Source organism: Zobellia russellii (genome assembly GCF_044597075.1).
Lineage (GTDB): Bacteria > Bacteroidota > Bacteroidia > Flavobacteriales > Flavobacteriaceae > Zobellia > Zobellia russellii.
Genome location: NZ_CP139000.1, coordinates 3,903,199 through 3,926,978, shown reverse-complemented (window position 1 = coordinate 3,926,978; position 23,780 = coordinate 3,903,199). Strand labels below are relative to the sequence as shown.

At 38.3% G+C, this 23,780-nt stretch carries 19 protein-coding genes; 13 read left to right on the top strand and 6 right to left on the bottom strand.

Translation table 11 applies throughout. The features are described 5' to 3' along the window. The first annotated feature begins 2 nt into the window (after window positions 1-2). Together SJY45_RS16075 and SJY45_RS16070 are read left to right on the top strand one after the other, a co-directional pair. Window positions 3-188: a hypothetical protein gene (locus tag SJY45_RS16075; protein WP_400072056.1), complete on the top strand. Its 186-nt coding sequence runs from the start codon at window positions 3-5 to the stop codon at window positions 186-188. Then, entirely contained in the window at window positions 169-540 is a 372-nt protein-coding gene (locus SJY45_RS16070) for an alpha-ketoglutarate decarboxylase (protein WP_400072054.1), read from the top strand. The genes SJY45_RS16075 and SJY45_RS16070 overlap by 20 nt, the downstream gene beginning before the upstream one ends. Here the strand turns inward: SJY45_RS16070 and SJY45_RS16065 are convergent. From SJY45_RS16065 to SJY45_RS16055, 3 genes are all read right to left on the bottom strand, one after another. After that, on the bottom strand, window positions 537-890 hold the full coding sequence (locus tag SJY45_RS16065) for a hypothetical protein (RefSeq protein WP_215438556.1): 354 nt from the start codon (window positions 888-890) through the stop codon (window positions 537-539). The two genes, SJY45_RS16070 and SJY45_RS16065, sit on opposite strands and share 4 nt — an antisense overlap. An 81-nt stretch (window positions 891-971) precedes the next feature. After that, the gene (galE, locus tag SJY45_RS16060; RefSeq protein WP_400072052.1) at window positions 972-1,988 is read right to left on the bottom strand and encodes a UDP-glucose 4-epimerase GalE; all 1,017 of its coding nucleotides are present in this window, start codon (window positions 1,986-1,988) and stop codon (window positions 972-974) included. A 102-nt stretch (window positions 1,989-2,090) separates the two neighbouring features. Continuing rightward, the gene (locus tag SJY45_RS16055) at window positions 2,091-3,245 is read right to left on the bottom strand and encodes a DegT/DnrJ/EryC1/StrS family aminotransferase (protein ID WP_400072050.1); all 1,155 of its coding nucleotides are present in this window, start codon (window positions 3,243-3,245) and stop codon (window positions 2,091-2,093) included. A 91-nt stretch (window positions 3,246-3,336) separates the two neighbouring features. Between SJY45_RS16055 and SJY45_RS16050 the strand changes: the two genes are divergently transcribed. Next, on the top strand, window positions 3,337-4,572 hold the full coding sequence (locus SJY45_RS16050; protein ID WP_400072048.1) for a 3-deoxy-D-manno-octulosonic acid transferase: 1,236 nt from the start codon (window positions 3,337-3,339) through the stop codon (window positions 4,570-4,572). Window positions 4,573-4,798: 226 nt separating this feature from the next. Here the strand turns inward: SJY45_RS16050 and SJY45_RS16045 are convergent, their stop codons facing one another. Further along, a complete protein-coding gene (locus SJY45_RS16045; protein WP_400072046.1) occupies window positions 4,799-5,011 on the bottom strand; it encodes a hypothetical protein in 213 nt (70 codons plus the stop codon). Window positions 5,012-5,348: 337 nt separating this feature from the next. Here SJY45_RS16045 and SJY45_RS16040 point away from each other — a divergent pair, with 337 nt between their 5' ends. Then, complete coding sequence (locus tag SJY45_RS16040; RefSeq protein WP_400072044.1) at window positions 5,349-6,548, top strand: fumarylacetoacetate hydrolase family protein; 1,200 nt, start codon at window positions 5,349-5,351, stop codon at window positions 6,546-6,548. On the opposite strand, the gene SJY45_RS16035 is transcribed toward SJY45_RS16040, so the two are convergent. Next, window positions 6,534-7,085, bottom strand: a complete 552-nt coding sequence (locus SJY45_RS16035; protein ID WP_400072042.1) for an RNA polymerase sigma factor — start codon at window positions 7,083-7,085, stop codon at window positions 6,534-6,536. The two genes, SJY45_RS16040 and SJY45_RS16035, sit on opposite strands and share 15 nt — an antisense overlap. A gap of 95 nt (window positions 7,086-7,180) precedes the next feature. Here SJY45_RS16035 and SJY45_RS16030 point away from each other — a divergent pair, with 95 nt between their 5' ends. Then, complete coding sequence (locus SJY45_RS16030; RefSeq protein WP_400072040.1) at window positions 7,181-8,353, top strand: FecR family protein; 1,173 nt, start codon at window positions 7,181-7,183, stop codon at window positions 8,351-8,353. A 61-nt stretch (window positions 8,354-8,414) separates the two neighbouring features. Continuing rightward, window positions 8,415-11,423 (top strand): TonB-dependent receptor domain-containing protein, encoded by a 3,009-nt coding sequence (locus SJY45_RS16025; RefSeq protein WP_400072038.1) that lies wholly within the window; start codon window positions 8,415-8,417, stop codon window positions 11,421-11,423. Between the two features lie 109 nt (window positions 11,424-11,532). On the opposite strand, the gene SJY45_RS16020 is transcribed toward SJY45_RS16025, so the two are convergent. Continuing rightward, window positions 11,533-12,429: a helix-turn-helix domain-containing protein gene (locus SJY45_RS16020; RefSeq protein WP_400072036.1), complete on the bottom strand. Its 897-nt coding sequence runs from the start codon at window positions 12,427-12,429 to the stop codon at window positions 11,533-11,535. Between the two features lie 158 nt (window positions 12,430-12,587). On the opposite strand from SJY45_RS16020, the gene SJY45_RS16015 reads away from it, so the two are divergent. From SJY45_RS16015 to SJY45_RS15985, 7 genes are all read left to right on the top strand, one after another. Further along, complete coding sequence (locus tag SJY45_RS16015) at window positions 12,588-13,682, top strand: efflux RND transporter periplasmic adaptor subunit (protein ID WP_400072034.1); 1,095 nt, start codon at window positions 12,588-12,590, stop codon at window positions 13,680-13,682. Between the two features lie 8 nt (window positions 13,683-13,690). Beyond that, window positions 13,691-16,810: an efflux RND transporter permease subunit gene (locus tag SJY45_RS16010; protein WP_400072032.1), complete on the top strand. Its 3,120-nt coding sequence runs from the start codon at window positions 13,691-13,693 to the stop codon at window positions 16,808-16,810. 16 nt (window positions 16,811-16,826) lie between these two features. Continuing rightward, window positions 16,827-18,170, top strand: coding sequence for a TolC family protein (locus SJY45_RS16005; RefSeq protein WP_400072030.1), 1,344 nt, complete (start codon window positions 16,827-16,829; stop codon window positions 18,168-18,170). 39 nt (window positions 18,171-18,209) lie between these two features. Next, window positions 18,210-19,298, top strand: a complete 1,089-nt coding sequence (locus SJY45_RS16000; protein ID WP_400072028.1) for an adenylate/guanylate cyclase domain-containing protein — start codon at window positions 18,210-18,212, stop codon at window positions 19,296-19,298. A 158-nt stretch (window positions 19,299-19,456) separates the two neighbouring features. Continuing rightward, entirely contained in the window at window positions 19,457-21,880 is a 2,424-nt protein-coding gene (locus SJY45_RS15995; protein ID WP_400072026.1) for a TonB-dependent siderophore receptor, read from the top strand. Window positions 21,881-21,925: 45 nt separating this feature from the next. Continuing rightward, window positions 21,926-23,074 carry a PepSY-associated TM helix domain-containing protein gene (locus SJY45_RS15990; protein ID WP_400072024.1) on the top strand — a complete coding sequence of 383 codons (1,149 nt, stop codon included), beginning with the start codon at window positions 21,926-21,928 and terminating at the stop codon, window positions 23,072-23,074. Between the two features lie 181 nt (window positions 23,075-23,255). Beyond that, on the top strand, window positions 23,256-23,759 hold the full coding sequence (locus tag SJY45_RS15985; protein ID WP_400072022.1) for an SHOCT domain-containing protein: 504 nt from the start codon (window positions 23,256-23,258) through the stop codon (window positions 23,757-23,759). The last annotated feature ends 21 nt before the right edge of the window (window positions 23,760-23,780 follow it).

Here is a 23,780-nt window from a genome sequence, read left to right as displayed (position 1 = left end):
TAATGATTAAAAAACTTTATAAGATCCCAAAAAGTACTTTTTTAGGGTTATTTCTTATCGTTTCTGCATTAAATTGTTCCGCACAGAACACTTCTGCACCTTCAGACTTCTGGAATAACGTAAAATTTGGAGGCGGGCTAGGTTTTGGACTCACCAATGGTGGCTTTAATGCATTCTGTCTCACCTAGTGCCATATATCAATTTAACGATCAATTTTCCAGTGGCGTTAGTTTAACGTTCAACTATGCCAAATTGAACAATGACAAAAGGTACGCTTATGGCGGCAGCATCCTTTCTTTGTACAACCCTTTACCATTTCTTCAAATTTCTGCTGAATTAGAGCAATTACGAATTAACCGATCAATTTCTATTAACGGTTTTCCTGATATTGAAGACAATTATTGGTCTCCGGCACTATTCCTAGGACTGGGATATACAGACCGGAATTTTACGCTTGGAATTAGCTACAACCTGCTCTATGATGACAATAAGAGTATCTATGCAAATGCCTGGCTTCCTTTTGTGAGGGTCTACTTTTAGGAGTACTTACTTTTAAGCCATACCTTTTGTAGTTCTCTTTTTAATATGAGAAAGGCCACTTGATCCGCTACCTCAACTACATCGGTGACGGTTATTTCTTTAAAGGCCTTCTCCGGAACATCTACAATGTAGAGCAAATTGAGGTATTCAGAAAAACGTTCCATGATAAGGTGATATATTTTCTCCTTTAGGACACTTTTTAAACCCTCCGGATGTACATCTGGACTAAGGCCAATATGAATATTGGCAAGACCAAAATCCTTTATCAATTGGGCAACCAACTTTTTATAAAGGTCATTCTTTTCTGCATTTGCAAGCAATTCTGTACTATTGGAAAAATTCAAAACCATATATTAACTACGTTGTTGAGTGTAACGTTGGTTTTGGATTTACAAAAAAACTCTAGTTACAGAAAACACAAGACAATTAGGTTAAGCCCTAATTTTTTGTTCCCACTCCCAAGCGGATTTCATTGCTTCATCTAATGTATATTGAGCTTTCCAGCCCAAAACTTCATTTGCTTTCTTTGTATCCGCATAAGCAGATATAACATCACCAGGTCTTCTATCTACAATTTTATAATTCAGCTTTTTTCCTGAAACTTTTTCAAAACTGTGTATTACCTCTAACACTGAACTTCCTTTTCCAGTACCTAGATTAAAGACTTCGTAGTTATCTTCATTTTTATTATCCAACAACCGTTGTAGTGCCTGTACGTGTGCTTGAGCTAAATCTACTACATAAATATAGTCACGAACACAAGTGCCATCTTCAGTAGGGTAATCGTCTCCAAAAACAGATAATTGCTCTCTTAGGCCCACACCAGTCTGCGTAATAAACGGCACTAGATTTTGCGGCACACCAATAGGCAACTCCCCAATTTTAGCGCTCGGGTGCGCTCCCATAGGATTAAAATAGCGCAACGCTATAGCATTCAATGCAGGCGTAATAGCGCAGGTATCGCGAATTATCTCTTCGCCCATCTGCTTGGTATTACCATAAGGAGATTCTGCCGGTTTTACCGGTGCCTTCTCACTAATAGGCATTTCATCGGCTTGACCGTAAACCGTACAAGAAGAGCTAAATATAAAATTGGAATTGTCTTTCTTAGACAGTTCTTTTAATAGGTATACCAGTGTACCAATATTGTTTTCGTAATACAGAAGAGGCTTCTCAACACTTTCACCAACTGCTTTTGAGGCTGCAAAGTGAATTACCCCTTCAATATCCTGATGTCTTCTGAAAAAATCTTCAACCTTTGCCTTTTCCTTTAAGTCTATTTTTTCAAAAAGTGGCATTTTACCGGTTATTGAAGAAATACCCTCCAATACTTTTTCGGATGAATTAGAACAATCATCTATTATTATCACCTCAAACCCCTTGTTCTGAAGTTCTACAACTGTATGCGATCCAATAAAGCCGAGCCCGCCGGTCACTAATATTTTCATAGTTCAATTTTTTCGAAACCTATAAAACACCTATTCGGTTCCTTCTGTAATTTATAATCTAATTCGTTTTTAAAAATCCATGATTAAGAAGCGAAAGCACTCTTAACCATTTACAAAATTTAAAACTGTTGTTGTAATAAAATCTATTTGCTCATCATCCAGCTCTGTATGCATAGGCAATGAAATAACTTCTTTCACCAATTGGTTCGTCACCTGAAAATCTGCTTCATTATAACGCTCATCCGCATAGGCTTTTTGCTTGTGTAAGGGAATAGGGTAATAAACCCCGCAAGGAATATCGTTCTCGGCCAAATGCTTTACCAAAGCATCTCGTTTTCCGTTGGTGACCCTTAATGTATACTGATGAAATACGTGACAGGTACAATCTTGGCAAATCTCATTTTTACACTTGGTCGTTACAGGCGTAATAATATGTTCTTGCCCCTTAAAAGCGGAATTATAACTTCTGGCCGCTTGTCTCCTGCGGTCACAGTACTCATCTAACTTTGGCAGTTTTGCACGAAGCACCGCAGCCTGTATAGAATCCAATCTAGAATTGACCCCTACCACATCATGATGGTAGCGCTCATACATACCATGGTTTACAACACCTCTTAATGTATGCGCCAATTCATCATCATTGGTAAAGATTGCTCCTCCATCTCCATATGCCCCTAAATTCTTTGAGGGAAAGAAAGAAGTAGCACCCACATGACCTATGGTTCCAGCTTTTTGTTTACCCCCATTATCGAACAAATAATCAGCCCCAATAGCTTGTGCATTATCTTCTATAACATATAGGTTATGTTGTTCCGCCAATTGCATAATAGCATCCATATTGGCACACTGCCCAAACAAATGAACCGGAACAATAGCTTTGGTTTTAGGCGTTATGGCCTTTTCAACAGCCGTAATATCTATATTGAACGAATCTGGCTCCACATCTACCAACACCGGTGTTAATTGCAAAAGGGCAATTACCTCTACGGTGGCAGCAAAAGTAAAGTCTGCAGTAATTACCTCATCTCCAGGCTGGAGCCCCAAGCCCATCATGGCAATCTGCAAAGCATCCGTACCATTGGCACAGGGAATAACGTGTTTTACACCTAAGTATTCTTCCAACTCCTTTTGAAACGACTGTACTTCCGGACCGTTTATAAAGGCCGAAGTTTCCATTATAGTAGCTATAGCCGAATTTACCTGTTCTTTTATTCCTTCGTACTGGCCTCCCAAGTCGACCATTTGAATTTTTTTCATTGCCATGAATTATATAAATCTGTGCAAAAATACGAAACCAAGCAGTACAATTTTATGTAAAGAAGTGTAATTTAGCCCAAAATATGAATCAGTGCATAGCATCTATAATGTGATTGTTCAGATTTCTTGGTTCTTCCTGAAAATTCTGGCCCATTTCAATTCTAAATTAAAGTTGTTCGTAAACGGCCGAAAGCATTCCTTTTACCTACTGGACAACGCTATTTCCAAAGAAGACAAAACACTTTGGGTACACGCCGCTTCACTAGGTGAATTTGAGCAAGGGCTACCTATTATAGAAAAGCTAAAAAAAGAATACCCTACCCATAAAATTGTACTCACCTTTTTTTCTCCATCAGGATACGAGGTAAAAAAGAATACTTCAGCAGCAGATGTTGTGGCCTACTTGCCCATGGACACCAAAAAAAATGCATCTCGCTTCATAAAATCCGTACATCCGGACTTGGCCATTTTTATAAAATATGAGATTTGGCCTAACTATGTAAGGGCATTGGAAGCCAACAAAGTCCCGACCATTTTAATTTCTGCCTTGTTCAAAAAAAGCCAAGTTTACTTTAAGCCTTACGGTGGATTTATGAGAAATACACTAAAAAAATTCTCGGCCTATTTTGTTCAGGACGAAAATTCAAAAAAACTATTGAAATCCATTGGAATAACCAATACCGAAACTAGTGGGGACACTCGCTTAGATCGTGTTTCCGAAATTTTGGATAGAGATAACACCTTGGATTTTATGGAAGTCTTTAAAAACGACAAACTATGTTTTGTTGCCGGAAGCACTTGGCCCGAAGATGAAACCATATTAATAGACCACATCAACCATGCTCCTAAAAACTTAAAGTACGTACTAGCCCCACATACTATAAAAAAGGATAAAATTTTGGGCCTTGCCGGTGCATTTACAAAAAAAACCACACTCTACTCAAAAATTGACAACAACAATCTTCGCGATTATGATGTGTTAATTATTGACAATATAGGGATGCTCACAAAAATTTATAGTTATGCCGATATCGCCTACGTTGGCGGAGCTTTTTCTACCGGATTGCACAATACCTTAGAACCCGCTGTTTTTGGGATACCGGTTATTATTGGACCTCATTATGAAGGGTTTAAAGAAGCGGAAGATTTAGTAGACCGGAAGGGTATTTACACCATAAAAGACCAATGGACATTTGGCGAACTGTTGAAAAAATTCTTAGATAGTCCCGAATTCCGAAAAAAGACAGGCGAAATAAATGCAGGCTACATTTCTAAAAATAAAGGGGCCAGCTCGGAAATCATGAACCACATTCGAAAGCTCCTGTAAATTTCTATTTAAAATTTACCCCTTTTGCAAGAATCCAGGTTTTCATAAGCTTGTGATTCCCTCTAAAAAAGTGATGCAAATTACCTGAATAATCGGTATTTCCATTTAACCAAGATACGTTTCACCGTTTTTATTACACACTTCAACCAAGAAACATACTAAACATAAGTCAGTTAAGTCAAATAATTCGCAAAAATTAAACTTCATATTTATTAATTTCTTAAATTTAAAGAAATCTAACACTTATGGAACAAGAGCTAACTTTTGGAGTAAAAATGCTCAATGGATTTCTTAGAATTATGATTGCCTGTCTGGTATTTATCTTATTAGCGGTACCGGTGGCACTCGTTTTAGATATGATAGGAATCTTATAGAACCCTAAAACATTGGATTGACCGAACATAAATATGGCCCTGTAGAAGGGCCATTTAATTTTCATAAAATTGCAAGTAGGTTTATAGCATAACCTATTCAACATACCATATCCACGGAGATTTCCTGATGTGCTCCCAGGTTTTTCTAAACTAAAGTTTCATTAATAGTCAATCTCACGCTAAAGCCTGCATCTTTCATAATTATCGCAGTCCCCAGCAGGAGCTTCAATTTATATTTAGAATTTAGAGCAGTTCGTACTCAATCTCTAAATTCCTATAATACGTGTAATCTTTCTATTGTTCAATAGACCTATCTTAATGAAAGCCCTAGTTTTCATCCAAAAGCACAAACATCCAAACTAGCTTTATTTACGTATTTTCTAAGACCACCAATACTACAAAATGAAATACATTGACTTGAACACCCTTATCCCCCAATTGGCGGAAACAGGTACATGGATAGGCAGATGCGCTGTACCATCAAAAAAAGCATATAATGGAGTGGCCGGACCCCACGTAGTTCTAGCCAGAAAAGGAAACGTTTATGATCTTTCTGCACATTACAATTCTACCAGCGAATTAATCAATAGTAAAGACCCCGTCACCAAATTAAAGTCATTGACCAATTTGCCCAAACTTGGTAAAGTAACGGACATTCTTAAGAACTCTCTGTATTTCAATAGAAATCCCAAGATTCCATATTTCATTGCTCCAAATGATATTCAGGCTATAAAGGCTTGTGGTGTTACTTTTATCAAAAGCCTACTGGAAAGAGTCATTGAAGAAAGAGCCAAAGGAGATGCCCATGCGGCCAATGACATCCGCCAGACCATATACGCCACATTAGGCAATGATTTAAGTAAAGTAGTAGCCGGTTCTCCCGAGACCGAGAAGCTCAAGGAAGAATTACAAAAAAAAGGTCTTTGGTCTCAATATCTTGAAGTAGGTATAGGAAATGACGCAGAGGTTTTCACAAAAGCCCAACCGTTATCCGCCGTTGGTTTTGGTGCGGAAATAGGTGTTTTAAAAAGTTCTAAATGGAACAATCCCGAACCGGAAATTGTACTTGCGGTATCCTCTTCCGGGAAAATAGTGGGCGCCACATTGGGTAATGACGTAAATCTTCGTGATTATGAGGGCAGGAGCGCCCTTTTACTGGGCGAGGCCAAAGACCAGAATGGTTCTTGTGCCATAGGCCCTATGTTCCGTTTGTTTGATGACACTTTCTCTCTAGATGATGTTAAAAATTGCGATGTGGAATTTGCCATGGAAGGAAAAGATGGTTTTACCACCTCTGGAAGCAATAAAATGAAAGAGATCAGTCGCACTCCTGAAAATCTGGTTTCTCAGGTGATAGGCAAGAACCACCAATACCCAGATGGCCTTGTTCTCTTTTTAGGCACCATGTTCGCCCCTACGGAGGATCGTGGTAAAAAAGGATTGGGCTTCACTCATAAAAAAGGGGATCAAGTAAACATTTCCTCAGCTCATTTAGGAACACTTATCAATTGGGTAAATACTTGCGATAAAATACCCAAATGGAAATTTGGCATTGGAGCTTATACAAGCTATGTCTTAAAAAGAAATTTAAAGAAAAGTTAGACTCAGTAATAAGAAAGTAGTAGCATGCTGTCTTAAAAAGTGCAGCGCTTTAGACATTTGGTTTTCTACCGTCTTAATGGAAATACCCATATCCAATGCAATCTGCTTGTATTTCTTTTTTTCCAACTTATTTTGCACGAAAACTTCTTTACACCGTGGTGGCAGCTGCGAAATAAGAACGTTTAGATTTTCTAGCTTCTCATCTACCCTGTCCCGCTCAAAAGCGGTATCGGCAATAACTTCCCATTTGATTTTATCCAAGGTATCAAAGTTTATTTTCTTTGTTCTAACGTGTTGTAAAAATTGATTGTAACAACATTTGAACAAATAATTCTTTACCGAACCATTAATATGTAACTGAGCTCGTTTTTCCCATAAATGCACCAAAGTATCCTGAACAATATCCTCTGCTAAATAGCGATTGTTACACATTTTAAAAATGTAGTTACACAACCAATCATAGTATTCGGAAAACAAATACCGGTACGCTTCGGCATTGCCGCTCTGCATCTTTTTGACCAGTTTCTGTTCGTTCATTCTTTATAGTATTCTTTCAAATTTAAATAAAAATCATTCATAAGTAGGGGTTTTTTGACAATTATGCATCATTAAGTCAAAAGGTGTAAATATTTATGAATTACCACGAACTAATTTCTAAATGGCTGGACGGGACTATTTCTTCCGAAGAGAAAACACACCTAAAGACCTGGGTATCTGCAAATGAGGTCAATTTAAGCATCTTTAAAAAGAGAATTAGGGAATACAATAAAGAAACCGCTTCAACTTTTGATTTTGAAAAAGGCTTTTCAACCTTTAACGCTAGAATTTCAGCAAAAAAACGCAACAGAAAACGGCTTCTTTACGGCCTATCCTTTGCTACTCTAGGCATACTGTTGGTACTGGGAGGCTTAGAGCTCCTGAACCCTCCATTCTCAACAAATAAGGCAGAACCCATTGTATCGGGCATTGATACTGATCAAGAACCCATTGAGCACATAACCATTACTTTGGCAGACGGCAGCACCAAAATTCTATCCAGTAATGGTTCTGAGGTATTGACGGATGCGGACGGAAACATAATTGCCGACAAAAACAGAGGCGAACTTAGCTTTCAGTCTAAAAGCCAGAATAGATCTATGCCGGTGGTTTATAACGAAATTTATATTCCCTACGGACAGACCTTTAAACTTAAACTGTCCGATGGCACTTCTGTTTGGTTAAACGCTGGTTCCAGGCTAAAGTTTCCTACCAATTTTAATAATGATTCTTTAGTAAACAGAACTGTTTTTCTTGAGGGCGAAGGCTTTTTTGATGTTACCGAAAACAAGAAAAAGCCATTTTTGGTAAAGACCCAAGGTCTTACCGTTAAAGTGCTAGGCACACAATTTAATGTTTCGTCATACCAAAACGAAGAAACCATTGCTACTACATTAGTAGAAGGCAAAGTCAGTATTAACGAATCTAACGCTCCTAGCAACGAAATAAACCTGACCCCAAGTTTCCAGGCCAATTACAAAAAGTCCGAAAGTAACTTTAGCAAAGCAAAAGTGCAGACAGAGCTTTATACCGCCTGGATGCAGAACAAACTAATTATTGATAACCTTAAGTTTTCCGAAATCCTGGTCAAACTTGAAAGGATTCATCAAGTAAAATTTCAAAATAACGCACAACATCTAAACAATGAAGTCTTTAAAGGCGAATTTGAAAACGAAAGCATAGAGTCTATACTCAATACAATTTCACTTAGCACTCCATTTAATTATACAATAAATCAAAACACAATAACCATAAAAAGCAAAAGCTAATGTAACACTCTCATTTATAAACAAAAACAACTAATTAGTAACTATCAAATTCACAATGATCATGAAAAAAAACCAAAAACACAGTGCTCGGGCCACCAAGCGCCTCAAGCAACTAAATCTAAAGACCATGCTCAATTTGTTTTCGCTGTTCTTTATTGTTTTTCAGGTGAGCGCGGGCACAACATCTCAAAAAAAGATTGAGTTGGATTATGAGAATACGCCGCTAAAAAACATCTTGAACGAAATAAAAACGCAAACCCAATATCGTTTTTTCTACAATACAAAAGAGATAGACGATACCAGAAAGATTTCGTTTCACGCCAAAGAGGAAGCACTTGAACAGGTATTGACCAAGCTTTCTAAAAAGGCCAATTTCGATTTTAAGATAAACGGAAAGCAAATTGTACTCACCAAGAAAACAGAAGCCCCCAGTTTACCCCAAAGGGAGATTCAAGGTACCGTTAAGGATGCATCCGGCGAACCCCTCTCCGGAGCGAGTGTCGTAATCAAAGGGACCACAACAGGAGCACAAACCGACTTTGACGGTAATTTTACCATTACCGCTCCAGATGACACCGCTCTTCTTGTTGTATCTTATATTGGGTACGAAACCTTGGAAGTGGCCATTGCCGGAAAAAGTTCTTTTAACATTACCTTGAACGAAGCTGCAGCCCAGTTAGACAATGTGGTTATTGTGGGCTCAAGAAACCCCAACAGGACTTCTACGGAGACAGCTACCGCAGTTGACGTAATTCCTATGGAGGATGTGGTTTCCAAAACGGGTAAAATTGAGGTAAACCAATTATTACAATATGCGGCACCCTCTTTTAATGCGAACAAACAGTCCGGATCCGATGGAGCAGATCATATTGACCCCGCTTCTTTACGTGGTCTGGGTCCTGACCAAACCTTGGTTCTGATCAACGGGAAAAGAAGACACCAATCTTCATTGATCAACGTATTTGGAACACGTGGTAGAGGCAACACGGGTACCGATCTTAATGCCATTCCATCGTCTGCAATTAAAAGAATAGAAATCTTAAGGGACGGTGCATCTGCACAGTATGGCTCGGATGCCATTGCCGGTGTTATTAATATTGTACTAAAAGATAGAACGGATGAACTTTCCGGGTCTATTAGCTATGGTGCCTATAGTACCAATGCCCAAGGAGATTTCCCTGATGGGACACCCAACACAGACGGTAACCGACTAGACACGGAAAGAGATGGAAACGCCATAGGTGACGATCAAAACTTTGACGGTGGGTCTATAAAATTCGCTGCTAATTATGGTGTTAAGATCGGTGAAGAAGGTTACGCCAACTTTACTACGGAGTACATAGCCAAAAATAAAATTCTAAGACCTGGTTTTGATTTTAGAAGGGGCTTTGGCGAGGCTGCTATAGATGGGTTTAATTTCTTTGGAAACATAAACATTCCGGTTACGGATAATACGGAAATCTACGCTTTTGGAGGCAGGAACTATAGAGATACAGATGCCTTTGCCTTTACCCGGAACAATCCCACGGAACGTAATGTAGTAAGTATTTACCCTAATGCTTTTACACCGCGTATCACTTCTAACATTATTGATAACTCTGTTGCTGTTGGGGTACGAACTGAAATGGAAAACGGTTGGAACGTAGATATAAGTAACACTTTCGGAAAGAATTTGTTCCATTACTTCATTAAAGGTTCTTTAAATGCTTCTCTTGAAGAAACGTCACCTACAGATTTCGACGCTGGTGGACACAGCCTTAGCCAAAACGTAACCAACTTGGATGTTTCTAAGTTTTATGAAGATATCATGTCTGGTATGAACCTAGCCTTTGGTGCAGAGTACAAAACCGAGAATTTTGAGATTTTTGCAGGTGAGGCCTCGTCATACGGAACTTTTGATGTAGATGGTGTGCTAATTACAAACCCTGCCACACAGACCATTCCTACGGATCCGATAACGGGCAATCAAAGACCTGGAGGCTCACAAGGTTTCCCTGGTTATAGTCCTGCCAACGAAGTAGACCGAAGCAGAAGCAACGTTTCACTTTATGGAGATTTAGAACTGGACGTTACCGAAAAATTCTTGGTAAGTGGTGCCGCTCGTTTTGAGTATTTTAGTGATTTTGGTAGTACCACTAACGGTAAGTTGGCGGCAAGATTAAAAGCATCCGAGAACATTAACATAAGAGGTTCCGTTAGTTCAGGTTTTAGAGCACCTTCATTAGCGCAAATCTACTACAACCTTAAGTTCACGAACTTTATTGGTGGTGTAGCTTCGGAATCGCTTCTTTCTCCAAATAACAGTCCGGTTACCGCTTCTTTCGGTATAGGGCCATTAAAAGAAGAAAAAGCATTTAATGCCGCACTAGGCTTCACCGCCAAAGCCGGTAACTTTACCGCAACGGTAGATGGTTACTATATAAAAATTAAAGACCGTATTGTACTTACGGGAGATTTCCCTGCACCGCAGATACCCAATGTAAATTCGGCTCAATTCTTTGTAAACGGTGTAGATACTCAAACTTCAGGTCTTGATGTTATTTTGGCTTACAAAAACACGCTTTCGGAAGATAGTTCATTTGGCGTAACCTTTTTGGCCAACTTCAATGATATGAAGATTGATAATGTAAATAACGGAAGTTTGGATGAAAGCACTTTCTTTGGTGAGCGTGACAAAGGTTTCTTATTGGCCTCTGCACCTGATAGTAAATTGAACTTAAACCTAAACTACACAAAAGGTTGGTTTGATGCTGCACTAAGCTTTACCCGTTTTAGTGAAATAGAACTCATTGACTACCAGATTTTCGAGGATTTTGCTGATTTAGGTTATTCTTCGCAAGCCGATTTATTAGATGGAGCAACCGATAGGTATAGTGCAAAAATAGTTACCGATCTAAATTTTGGGTTTGAACTATCTGAAAGTTTAAAACTAAGTGTAGGTGGTAACAATCTGTTTAATGTGTATCCTGACCAACAAGATGACTGGTCTGATTCAGGCGGGTACTGGGATGCCGTACAAATGGGCTTTGCAGGTTCTTATTACTATGCAAGACTCGCATTTACCTTCTAAAACAAGCACTTATATTTGTTTTAGCCAAGTGCCAAAAGCCACTCAATTGTATGTTGAGTGGCTTTTTTATTTTTCGACCCTATTTACAATCACAATAAGAAATAATAAATTAACCATCTACATTTAGTAGTTCCTTCTGCTTCTTTCTAAAGGCTTTAGGGGTTTCGCCTACAGCTTTTTTAAATGTTTTTGTAAAGTATGAATTGTCATAAAAATTGAAGAAATGGGCAATTTCTTCGCTACTCATATCGGTATATACTAGATACCTTTTTATTTCTATGATCAACTTTTCATTGATCAGTTCACTTACGCTCTTGCCCATAGCCTTTTTGGTAATGCGGTTAAGGTTTTGGGGCGTCATATATAATTGTGCGGCATAATCTACCACACTTCTATTGTTTTTAAACTGTTTGTTTATTAAAGATTCTAAGGTCATCATATGCTGGGTGTCAACACTTATTTTACTTTCTTTTGATGCTCGGTAAAGTCTTGATAGTTTTACGAGGACTTGGGTGAGTTGAGCTTCAAGCATTTCATACTTTAAAAAATCATCATTCACATATTCTGTGTCCATTTCATTTATAAGTCGTTGAAACATCAGTAAATCTTCTTCTGATAATTCAATAAAAGGCTCACTTAAAAATCTATTGAAAATGGGTAAGGATTGTAACCATTGTTGTGCTCCATGTCTTAATATAAAGTCTGCTTGAAAGAGTACGCCAATACCTTCTGTAAACTCACCGTTAATGGCGAATACTTGCCCGGGGCTTCCAAAATAAACCGTGTTTTTTTTGGGTTTGTAACTATTGAAATCAATATTTAGTTCACTATTGCTTTCCACAAAAAATGAGATACCGTAGTTAACGTTTCTAAACGGATTGCCACTTTTTATGTATTCGGGCATATTTTCAGGCTTCAGTAAAATAAATTTCGGCTGTGTGCTACTCTTTTGATTTGCGTAATCAGCATACAGTTCCGGTATTCCAATTTGTGGTATATCTTCCATAAAAAATGGTATTTATTTATTTAAAACTACCATTTTATGAGCTAAATAGTGCTTTTTTATGTTATAATGTTCTAATAATACCATAATAGGATATTTAATTACCATTTTTGCGATTAGATGCTACGTTAACTTTGCGCCTCAAAATAGATAATTCTAATATGATGCGTAAATCTGAATTTGGTATGAAGAAAAAATACCTGTGGTATCTACCAAAAAGTCTTTCAATTGTTTTTTTGGTACTATTAACTATAAGCTGTGGTAACGAAGAAAAACCCAAGGTGAATAAAACTATTAAGGTGGAGGTTATGAACGTTGGTCTCAATACCAATAATTCTCAAAGTAAAGTAGCTTATAATGGTACAATAGAAGCAGATGTAGCTATAAAGTCTAGTTTTCAAGTATCTGGTAATGTAGTACATGTTCCTGTATCTATTGGCGACTTTGTAAAGAAGAACCAATTGATCGCGCAAATTGATGCTACTATTTACTCTAGTCAATATGAACAACAACTTGCCCAGGTGCGTTTGGCAAAAGAAAATTACGAGCGTATCAATAATGTTTTCCAAAAAGGAAGTATTGCAGAGATAAGAATGTTAGAAGCTAGATCACAATATGAACAGGCACAGGCAGCTGCAAAAATGACCTATGAAAATGTACGCCATGCAAAACTTTATGCCCCAATGGACGGGTATGTAAGTGACAAAATGATGGATGTTGGTGATTTGGCGCAACCTGGTCAACCGGTAGTGGAGATCGTGAATATCAATGCCGTAAAAGCTGTATTTCCAATACCTGATGGAGAAATCAATTCCATAACAAAAGGTGATTCTGCAAATGTAAATCTCCCAACATTGGATAAATCAGTTATAGGAATTGTGGATGAAGTTTCCATACAATCCAATCAAGGCTCACCTGTGTATACGGCATATGTAAAATTGAACAATCCCGATAAACAGATAAAACCTGGTATGACCTGTAATGTGCGTTTACAGGATAAGGTAGACCAGAATAAAAATGTAAAAGAGGTTATCGTAATTCCTTCAGAAAGTATTGCGGTTACCGAAGATGGTAAACAGTATGTATATATAGTTGACAATGGTATCGCGGAAAGAAAGTATATAGAAACTGGCGAATTGTATGATAGTGGTATAGTGGTTAAAAAGGGACTTGCCAAAGGAGATCATCTTATTATATCTGGTTATCACAAACTAACACAGAGTACACCGGTAGAAATTGTTAATGACGCTAAGTAGTTTTTAAGATGAAGAAAAAAAGCGGAGCCATAGATTGGGCCTTTAAACATTCTACATTTCCTATAGTACTTGCGTTATGCTTGGTACTAATGGGTGCTTATGGGCTTTTTAACATGCCTAGAAACGAATTCCCCGACTTTACCATAAGACAAGGTCTTATTATTGGGTCGTATCCGGGTGCCTCTTCTGAAAAGGTAGAGCAAGAATTGACCTCAAAAGTAGAAGAGTTTTTATTTGGGTACAATGAGGTTGACAAGACCAAGACCTATTCGTATTCTAAAGATGGTCTAATGTACATCTATGTAGAGATATCGGACAAAATAGACCATAATGCTACTGAACAGTTTTGGAATAAGCTAAAGTCAGAGGTGTTGATCTTTCAACAGCTTGAGCTTCCTAGAGAAGTTCAGGGTGTTATGGTGAACAGTGATTTTGGTAGTACGGCAGCCTTAATTCTTGGTGTACAATCAGATACCAGACCTTACAAAGATCTACAACGCCATGTAGAGGATATTGAAGATGAATTACGACAGATAGATAACATGGCTAAAATTTCGCATTCTGGCGGACTTACAGAGCAAATTGCCGTGTATGTGGATCAAGATAAATTGGCTAGTTATGGCATAACGCCTAGCAGTATTTCCAACAGTTTACAAAATCAAGGTGCCGTGGTTAGTGCGGGTACCTTGGAAAATTCGGAAAGGGAAAGACCTATCTATCTTGAAACTTCTTTGAAGACCGAAGCCGATATTGCCAATCAATCCATAAAAACGGAAGAAAACGGAAATATCATACGTGTACGAGATGTTGCCCGTGTTGTTCGTGAATATGATGATCCAGATTCTTATTTGACCATAAGCGGCTCTAAGGGTATGATCATTACTTTAGAAATGGCGAAGAAAGGCAACATTGTTCAATTTGGTGAAGAAATAGATGAGCGATTAGAAAAGGTGATCAGTGAATTGCCAAGTGATATTACCATTACAAAAATTGCGAATCAGCCAGAAGTGGTGGATCATTCTATAAGCCATTTTATGAAAGAGTTTGGTTATGCCTTGATCGGTGTAATCATCGTTACCCTAATATTGCTTCCGTTCAGGGTGGCATCGGTAGCGGCAGCAACCATACCTATTACCATTTCTGCAACACTTGCCATAATGTATTTTATGGGAATAGAACTGAATACGGTAACGTTAGCGGCGCTTATTGTGGTGCTGGGTATTGTGGTAGATGATCCTATTGTAATTATAGATAATTATGTAGAGAAACTTGATGAGGGTATGTCAATACCTGAAGCTGCCGTTAGTAGCGCCAAAGAGCTTTTTCCATCTGTATTTACCGCAACATTGGCTATCTCGGCAACATTTTATCCGTTGTTGTTCTTCATGGAAGGTGTAGCATCAGATTTTATTAGTGCATTTCCGTACGTTATAATTATTGCGCTTACATTATCCTTGATCATATCTATTTTATTGGTGCCTTTCATTAATTCACTTTTCATAAAAAAGGGATTACATGATAACCCTCAAGAAAAAGGACAAGATGATAAAAAATCTATGTTGGACAGACTGCAGTCCTTTTTTGATAATGCGGTCAACAAAGCCATGGAGCGTTATAAATTGACCATTGGTTTAGGTATTGCGGCAGTAGTGGTAGGTGTATTGCTTTTTGGAGGCATTAGCCAGCAGTTATTTCCAAAAGTGGAACGTAATCAATTCTCAATAGAGATCAATTTAAACCCAGGGAGTAGTCTAGATGAAACTACCAAGGTGGTAAACGGATTGGAGAAAGTATTAAAAGCCGATGAACGTGTAGCATTTTACACCAGTTTTATTGGTCAAAGTTCTCCTCGTTTCCATACGCTGTATGCACCAAACCTGCCAGCAAAAAACTATGCGCAAATTTTGGTAACCACCATATCTGACGATGCTACGGTTGAGGTTTTGAACGAGTATGATGAAAAATATGCGGATATGTATCCAAATGCATATTTAAGAATGAAGCAATTGGATATGGCAGGTGCAAACGCGCCTATAGAGGTAAGGTTGTATGGTACTGAAGTTGATCAGCTTAAAAAGTATGGCGATACCATAATCAATATTGCACGTAATACACCAAAAACACTTTGGAGCAGAACTGACTTTGGCAGTATGAAAGAAGCTGTTAAAATGGATGTTAAGCAGAATGAAGCTGCAAGGCTAGGTCTAAACAACAGGGATATTGCCAATGCCGTTGCAGTGAACACTACGGGTTTAAAAGCTACCGAGGTTTGGGATGAGGAGTATACTATAGATGTGAAGATCAAAAGTGAGAATCAGCATCGCCAAAATGTATCGGATCTGCGTCAGCTATCCATAATTTCTGCTCAGAAACAAGCAAAGGTTCCTTTACGACAAGTAGCAGAGATTACTCCGCAATGGTCTCAAGAACAAATTACCAATAGAAATGGAAACCGTTGCCTTACCGTTCGTGTAGATATTACCAAAGATGCGGTTGCCAATGAGGTACTCGCAGAAATGATACCTCATATTGATGAGATCACCTTTCCGGAGGATATCAGAATAGAGTATGGTGGTGAGTATGAGCTGCAAATAGAGAACAATAAACCAATGGGACTTTCCCTTATGCTTAGTGTGGTATTGATTTTCTTGATACTGCTATGGCACTTTAAAAACTTTATGCACGCACTTTTAAGTTTTATCACCATGCCATTGAGCATTTTTGGTGCGGCTTTAGGATTGATATTGATGCAGTATCCTTTTGGATTTACCTCATTTCTTGGTCTTTTGGCGCTATGTGGTATTGTAGTAAGAAACGGAATTATATTAATTGATTATGCTGATGAGTTAAGGCATGAACATGGCTACAGTGTTAAAAAAGCCGCTATTCTGGCAGCGGAAAGGCGTATGCGCCCCATTTTCTTGACATCCTCCGCAGCAGCTGTTGGGGTAATACCTATGATCGTTAGTCGCTCTAGTTTATGGGGACCGTTGGGTACCGTAATTGCATTCGGACTCATGTTCTCCATGGTACTTACTTTATTTGTTCTTCCCGTGCTGTATTGGTTGTTCTTTAGAAAAGAGGATAACGAGACTACCACGGAAGAAGTGGTCAACACTAATGTTTAATAGTAGAATTTAAGTAATGAAACACATAAATACTTATTTATCCAAGGTTGGTAAATCACGTAGCTTTTTAACGATATTTTGTTTCGTAGCTATATTAGGAAATGTTTTTGCCCAACAAATTTCATTGGAAGAAAGTAAAGAAGCCGCTTTAAAGCATAGTAATGCCATTAAGAACGGTTTGCTGACCATAGAGAAATCAGAAGCCTTTAAACGGGAAATGGTGGCAAACTATTTTCCTAATGTAGAGGCTAGTGCACTTGGGCTATATGCGCCTAATGATCTCATTGGTCCTATAGAGGGTTTTCTTCCCAATGGTATAGATAACTTATATAATGCCAGTGCAACGGCAACCGAAGTAATTTATGCAGGCGGAAAAATTAGAAACTCCAATGCATTGGCAGATATACAACTGGAGACTTCTCAAATTAGGGCGGAACAAGCGGTAGATAGCGTTTTGTTGGTAACCGAAAATAAGTTTTGGCAATTGGTACAAATACAAGAGCAACAAAAAGTGGTAGAGACCAATGAGATTTATCTAGATGAACTTTTAAAGCAACAGCAGGATCTATTGGAAGCGGGTCTTATTGCCAAAAATCAATTGTTACAGGTAAAGGTCAACCGTAGCGAATTGCTTTTAAATAAAAGTAGATTGGAGAATATGCGCAAACTCGCATTGCTGGATTTTTCTCTTTATGTAGGCGTGGCATATTCACCAAACATGAAAGCCGCTGCAGATTTTGATCAAACGTTGGTTCCTGATTTTATGTATACCGAGCCAGATATGGATCTTACTGGTAACAGTAATTATGAACTTCTTGAAAAGTCTATAACGGCAAGTAGCCTACAGACTAAAATGGCAAAAGCAGATATGTTACCTTCTTTAGCGGTAGGAGTGAGTGCCGTTGAATTTGGTGCTTTTGATGATGATTTGGATAGCCAGTTTACCGGCTTTGCCTTTGGTTCTTTAAGTATCCCCATTTCAGATTGGTGGGGCGGCGGTAAGCAAAGACTTAAGCAAGAAAGAATACAAGAAGAAATAGCCCAGAACAACCGAATGGATGGTATAGACCAATTAAAAGTGGCTATTACCCAAAGTTGGTATGATTTATTGAATGCACACGAACAAATTCAATATGCATTGGAAAACAAGCAATTGGCAGAAGAAAACTTAAAAGTGAACAGAGACAATTATGATAACGGCTTAAGTAATTTAACCGATTTATTAGATGCACAAGCCATGGCGCAGAATGCCCAATCTACATTGATAGACGCCTATGCAAATTATGAAAATAAAGAAACCACTTATCTGTACAGAACCGATCAATTGGTAGTTCCAACTGTAGAGAGTTTAAAAGAATAAAAAGATTTGCATTTTAATCAGGTCATTGCCTAACTCCATATGAAGAAAAAACAAATCATCAGGGTATTAACACTAGCTCTGATGTGGCTTTTTGCTATCATAGCATTTGATGTTGTTCTTAACATCAAGGTTTTTGAAAAAGGAGATTGGCTACCGTATCTAGAGTACACTTTTTCGGTAATTGTTCCTATCACAACTTTGTATTGCTTAACCATTGGCATAAGTGAAGTTTTGTTCATGCGGACAATGATTCGTGACTATCCATTTGCCATCGTTGTACTATTTAAAACCGTTTTACAGTTCACGGTCATCTTTATACTTCATTTGGGCAGTTCCTATTTTATAAGAGAACTACTGCCCTTAAGTCCTAATGAAGCTGTAAATAAACATTATAGTTACTTGACCACATCCCTTAACTTAGTCTATACGATATACTTCTTTGTAGTAAGTTTTCATTTTAGTGTATACTTTCAGGTGTCTAGAAAATTTGGATCTACCAATCTGTATGACATCATAATGGGTACGTATTTCAAACCCAAGGAAGACAAACGAATTTTTATGTTTTTAGACCTTAACAAGTCAACCACTATAGCTGAAGAAATTGGACATTTAAAGTACAGCAGGCTTATTCAGGAGTGTTTTGTAAAACTGACTAGCCATATCGAGAATTATAATGCCGAAGTCTATCAATATGTGGGCGACGAGGCTGTTCTTACATGGAGAATCTCTGACCCCAATGCTGCTCAAAAATGCATTGATCTGTATTTAGATTTTCATAATTCGCTGCTCAATGCTCAGGACAGTTTCTTAAGAAATTACGGAATTGTCCCCAAATTTAAGGTTGGTGTTAGCTATGGCTGCGTTGCCATTGCCGAAGTTGGCGATTACAAAAGAGACATTGCCTTTCACGGTACCGTTCTGAATACAGGCGCAAGGTTATGTCAGCTATGTAAGGAAATTGAAGAGGATGTACTTTTCTCATCTGATTTCAATATATTACTAAATGAAAACAAACATCATCTGGATTATGTGGGTGACTATATGCTAAACGGAAGGCGTACACTAGAAAAAGTCTATAAACTTTCCCATCGGCAAGACTCAAGCTATACTCATACTTTTGCAATGTAAATATCTATCAACATTTAGTTGTACCTGCACCGCTGTATAAAATATAATTTTCCACTCAAGAAACCCTTTATTTAAATTAAATCTAAATAATTTTTGTAGGTTTTACGCAAAAAATTACTTTTGCCGAAATCAATTATTCATATTTAGTCTAAATAAGCATGAGACAACTACTTACGGTAATTCTTGTTTTTTCCTCCTTAACCTCATCGTTCGCTCAAGTCGGTAAAATTGAAGGAATCATTACAGATAACTCCCAAACCCCTCTTATGGGGGTGAACGTATCAATCAAGAACAGCAACGTGGGAGCGTATACCAATGAAGACGGCAGTTTTGAAATTCAAGACATCAGCACCGGAGAGCATATATTGACCATATCCTACCTTGGTTTTAAGACCAAAGAATTGACTCTAACCGTTATTGCAAACGAAACCAAAGACCTAGGAAGCATTACGCTCTATGAGGGAAATGAAATATTAAGTGAAGTGGTCGTAAAAGGAGAAAGGCGCAACAAGTTTTCTAGAAAAGAAACGGCCTACGTGGCCAAACTGCCTCTTAAAGACCTAGAAAATACACAGGTGTATAGCACCATAACTACAGATTTATTAAAATCCCAAGTTACTACAACCTTTGAAGATGCCCTAAAGAGTGCCGTAGGTGTTGAAAAACTATGGACTTCCACAGGCCGTGGTGGTGACGGTGCCGGTTATTATTCGCTTCGCGGATTTTCTGTGCAACCCCAGTTGGTAAATGGATTGCCAGGTCTTACCAACGGAACCATCAATGCCGCCAACATTGAGCGCATAGAAGTTATAAAAGGCCCATCGGCAACGCTTTTCGGTAATGCCGTAACTTCCTATGGCGGTCTAATAAATGTTGTTACCAAAAAACCGTATGTAGGTACGGGCGGCGAATTGTCCTTTACCTCGGGCACCTATGGCTTTAATCAAATTAGTGGTGATTTCAACACCCCGCTAGATAAGGCCAACAATATTTATTTTAGATTGAATACCTCCTATGCCACGGAACAAAGTTTTCAGGACGCCGGATTTAGAAAGTCTTTCTTTGTGGCTCCATCCCTCTCCTATCGCGTAAATAATAAACTATCATTTTCATTCTACGGAGAAATTTCACAGGCAGAACAAACCAACCCCATGTTCTTGTTCCTAAACCGGAGCGCTCCAACAGAATCGGCCAATCTAGAAGAACTAGGGTACAACAATAAATTGTCCTTTACAAGCAACGACCTTTCTCTGGAAAATCCCACCCAGAACTACCGTATAGAAATGGATTATAAACTATCGGATTCTTGGCAATCACAGACCATTCTTTCCAAAAGTTCTACTTCAACCCGTGGTTACTATTCTTATTTATTCGATTTTGGTGTGCTAGGCAACGACACTTTTACCCGGTACATAAGCAAGCAAAATGCAAATACCCAAACTACGGATATTCAGCAAAATTTTATCGGAAACTTTAAACTGGCCTGTATGCAGAATAAACTTGTTTTTGGTATTGATTACTACAACTCTACCCAAACGGACAATAGTACAGGGTATGCTTTCTATGGCAATATCACTCCCGAAGGTGGCTCAAACGGAGACAATCCGTTTACGCCAGAGGTAGAAGAAGACCTCTTCCCTTTGTCCACGGCCGGGGTAGATGCCGCACTTGCTTCACAGGGTGTAAGTAATATAAAATCCAAATCGCACATCTACAGCGCTTACGCCGCAGATGTATTGAACATTACCCCTTCGTTATCGGCTATGGTAGGTTTGCGTTTGGATGTTTTTGATAATGAAGGTGATTTGGCCACATTGGAAGATGATTTTGACCAAACGGCTTTCTCTCCTAAATTTGGCTTGTTGTACCAACCGATCCAGGACAAATTATCGGTCTTTGCCAATTACCAAAACGGCTTTACCAATGTAGCACCTGCTTTAGTTGGCGATGTAAATGCAGGCCCACAAACCTTAAAAACCTTTGACCCTGAGCAAGCCAATCAGCTAGAATTCGGCATAAAGACCAACCTTTTCAACAACCGTCTCAACGCTACAATTAGTTATTATGACATAAACGTAAAAGACAGGGTAATTACGGATCCAGCATCGCCATTTAATAAAATCCAAGGAGGCGAAGTTGAAAGCAAAGGCTTTGAGATAGAAGTTAACGCCAACCCTGTTAACGGCTTAAGTATTAGGGCCGGTTACAGCAATAACGACAGTGAGACCACAGTATCCGACAATGCCGAAATACTTAACCGAAGACCTTTGGAAGCAGGGCCGGAAACCGTATACAACCTATGGGCCAATTACGAATTTCAGAATGGTTCTCTAGACGGTTTTGGGCTTGGATTTGGTTTTAATGGCGCCAGTGAACGTTTTGCCATTAACTACGCATCAACAGGAGAGTTCATATTACCAAGTTATACCATTGCGAATGCTTCTGTCTTCTATCAAGCGGACAAATATCGTATTGGTTTGAAATTGAACAACGTATTCAACAAAGAATATTATAAGGGGTGGACCACCATTACACCGCAAACCCCAAGGGCGCTTTATGCCAATTTCACCTATACTTTTTAATATTTGGCGAGCAACGGGTGATAATCTATTTATATAAACAGTATTATGAAATATAGAAATTCAATTCTTACACTTCACAAAGTTATTGGTCTGGCTACGGGTCTGGTGGTTTTTATTGTTGCCGTAACCGGATGTTGTTGGACCTTTAGGGAAGAAATTGAAAGTCTGTATGACGGATATAAAAAGGTTACGCCCCAAGAGGCCGCAATGCTAACTCCTACAAAAGCAAGGGCATTGGCCAAGGAAATTTTTCCGGACAACCATGTACATGGTACTGTCTTTGGACAAAAAGATGATGCCATTGAGGTTATTTTTTACGATGCCGAACCAGAATTTTACCAAAGTGTTTTTCTAAATCCGTACACGGGAGAACTTATTCAGGTGGACAACCATCTTGCAGGATTTTTTGCCTTTATTCTAAAAGGACATATGCGCTTGTGGCTACCCAAGGCTATTGGCGAACAAGTGGTTGGGGTTTCTATTCTACTTTTTATGCTCATCATAATTTCCGGAGTAATTTTATGGATACCCAAAAAGCGTAAAAACCTAAAACAAAGGCTAAAGTTTGATTGGAAAGAAACCACACGATGGAAGCGTAAAAACTTTGACCTACATTCCATTATTGGATTCTATATCTGTTCCTTAGCTTTTGTCCTGGCCTTGACCGGCTCCATTCTTTCTTACGGTTGGCTCCAATACGGAATGTACAAGATGGTAGGAGGCGAAAAAGAAGCCCGTTTTATCATTCCCGAAAATAATAGCGAAGCCCTTGCCGCTAATAGCGATGTACTACCAATAGACAGGCTAATCGTAAAGCTCCAAAAAGAATCTCCTGAAGCCAAAAGCTTTGAATTGCATTATCCGGATTCCGAAAAATCCAGTGTATATATAGAAGTATCCAACAGTGATGGTCTTTTTTATGATTCCGATTTTCGGTTCTTTGACCAGAATACGTTAGAAGAGATTGAAACCCCTAGTATTTATGGGAAATACAGCAATGCGGACGTTTCGGATAAAATTCTCCGGATGAACTATGATATTCACATTGGCGCCATTGGAGGCATTGTGGGCAAAATTATTGTTTTTATTGTTGGACTTCTCACCGCTAGTTTACCAGTTACCGGTGTACTATTGTGGTATGGACGTACGTACAAGAAAACTAAAAAACTTAGAGTGGCATCGGCACAAAGCTAGGTTTGGGTAAATCTAAAAGCTCAAAAAAACTTTTTGAGAGTTTACCTATGACAATGTCCATTTTATTTTCTCACTATAATCTACTTTTTTTAGACAACAGACTTTTGTTATTTACGCAATTCTGTAAGTTTTTACTTTGGATTAATTGTAATATTGCTTTTGTAAACCAAACCATTTAGCAATGAGGAATTTAGTATTTATTTTTTTACTATTCGTAGTTTCTGGAAATGCGCAAAAAAAGCAAATAGGTATTTATAAAGCAGACAACGGAGTGACTTATCGCCTTAAAGATGAAATACACCTAAATGTAGGTTCAGACACAAACGCCTCATTTAATTATGTAACTACACCAATGTCTCAAGATGACAGCAAAAGTGGTGGCAGACATTTAGCTAATAGAGTTTTTAAAATTATCGGAATTGAAAAATACGATGGAAAGAGACGAACTGGTGTAAAGTTTGTTGCAAGAAAAGGATTGCTATTAGTTCATATTGACATAATTAATGCCATTAGAACTTGTGAGGTTACACCATGTACTCAAAAATCTTCTACTCCTCCTGTAGTTATTAATGAGTCTGACAAGTATGATAAACTTAAAAAACTAAAAGACCTGTATGACGATGGTGTAATAAATAAGGATGAATACGAAGCAGAAAAACAAAAAATTCTAGCGTCCGAAAAATAAGGTTAAGAAATATTACTATAC

Bases quoted from the DNA above. Each gene is read 5' to 3' on its own strand.
- SJY45_RS16040 (WP_400072044.1), top strand. From the start codon at position 5,349: ATGAAATACATTGACTTGAACACCCTTATCCCCCAATTGGCGGAAACA.
- SJY45_RS16000 (WP_400072028.1), top strand. From the start codon at position 18,210: ATGAAGAAAAAACAAATCATCAGGGTATTAACACTAGCTCTGATGTGG.
- SJY45_RS16020 (WP_400072036.1), bottom strand. From the start codon at position 12,429: ATGGAAGATATACCACAAATTGGAATACCGGAACTGTATGCTGATTAC.
- SJY45_RS16030 (WP_400072040.1), top strand. From the start codon at position 7,181: ATGAATTACCACGAACTAATTTCTAAATGGCTGGACGGGACTATTTCT.
- SJY45_RS16055 (WP_400072050.1), bottom strand. From the start codon at position 3,245: ATGAAAAAAATTCAAATGGTCGACTTGGGAGGCCAGTACGAAGGAATA.
- SJY45_RS16045 (WP_400072046.1), bottom strand. From the start codon at position 5,011: ATGAAAATTAAATGGCCCTTCTACAGGGCCATATTTATGTTCGGTCAA.
- SJY45_RS16015 (WP_400072034.1), top strand. From the start codon at position 12,588: ATGATGCGTAAATCTGAATTTGGTATGAAGAAAAAATACCTGTGGTAT.
- SJY45_RS15995 (WP_400072026.1), top strand. From the start codon at position 19,457: ATGAGACAACTACTTACGGTAATTCTTGTTTTTTCCTCCTTAACCTCA.
- SJY45_RS16005 (WP_400072030.1), top strand. From the start codon at position 16,827: ATGAAACACATAAATACTTATTTATCCAAGGTTGGTAAATCACGTAGC.
- SJY45_RS16025 (WP_400072038.1), top strand. From the start codon at position 8,415: ATGAAAAAAAACCAAAAACACAGTGCTCGGGCCACCAAGCGCCTCAAG.
- SJY45_RS16065 (WP_215438556.1), bottom strand. From the start codon at position 890: ATGGTTTTGAATTTTTCCAATAGTACAGAATTGCTTGCAAATGCAGAA.
- SJY45_RS16070 (WP_400072054.1), top strand. From the start codon at position 169: ATGCATTCTGTCTCACCTAGTGCCATATATCAATTTAACGATCAATTT.
- SJY45_RS16075 (WP_400072056.1), top strand. From the start codon at position 3: ATGATTAAAAAACTTTATAAGATCCCAAAAAGTACTTTTTTAGGGTTA.
- galE (WP_400072052.1), bottom strand. From the start codon at position 1,988: ATGAAAATATTAGTGACCGGCGGGCTCGGCTTTATTGGATCGCATACA.
- SJY45_RS16035 (WP_400072042.1), bottom strand. From the start codon at position 7,085: ATGAACGAACAGAAACTGGTCAAAAAGATGCAGAGCGGCAATGCCGAA.
- SJY45_RS15985 (WP_400072022.1), top strand. From the start codon at position 23,256: ATGAGGAATTTAGTATTTATTTTTTTACTATTCGTAGTTTCTGGAAAT.
- SJY45_RS15990 (WP_400072024.1), top strand. From the start codon at position 21,926: ATGAAATATAGAAATTCAATTCTTACACTTCACAAAGTTATTGGTCTG.
- SJY45_RS16010 (WP_400072032.1), top strand. From the start codon at position 13,691: ATGAAGAAAAAAAGCGGAGCCATAGATTGGGCCTTTAAACATTCTACA.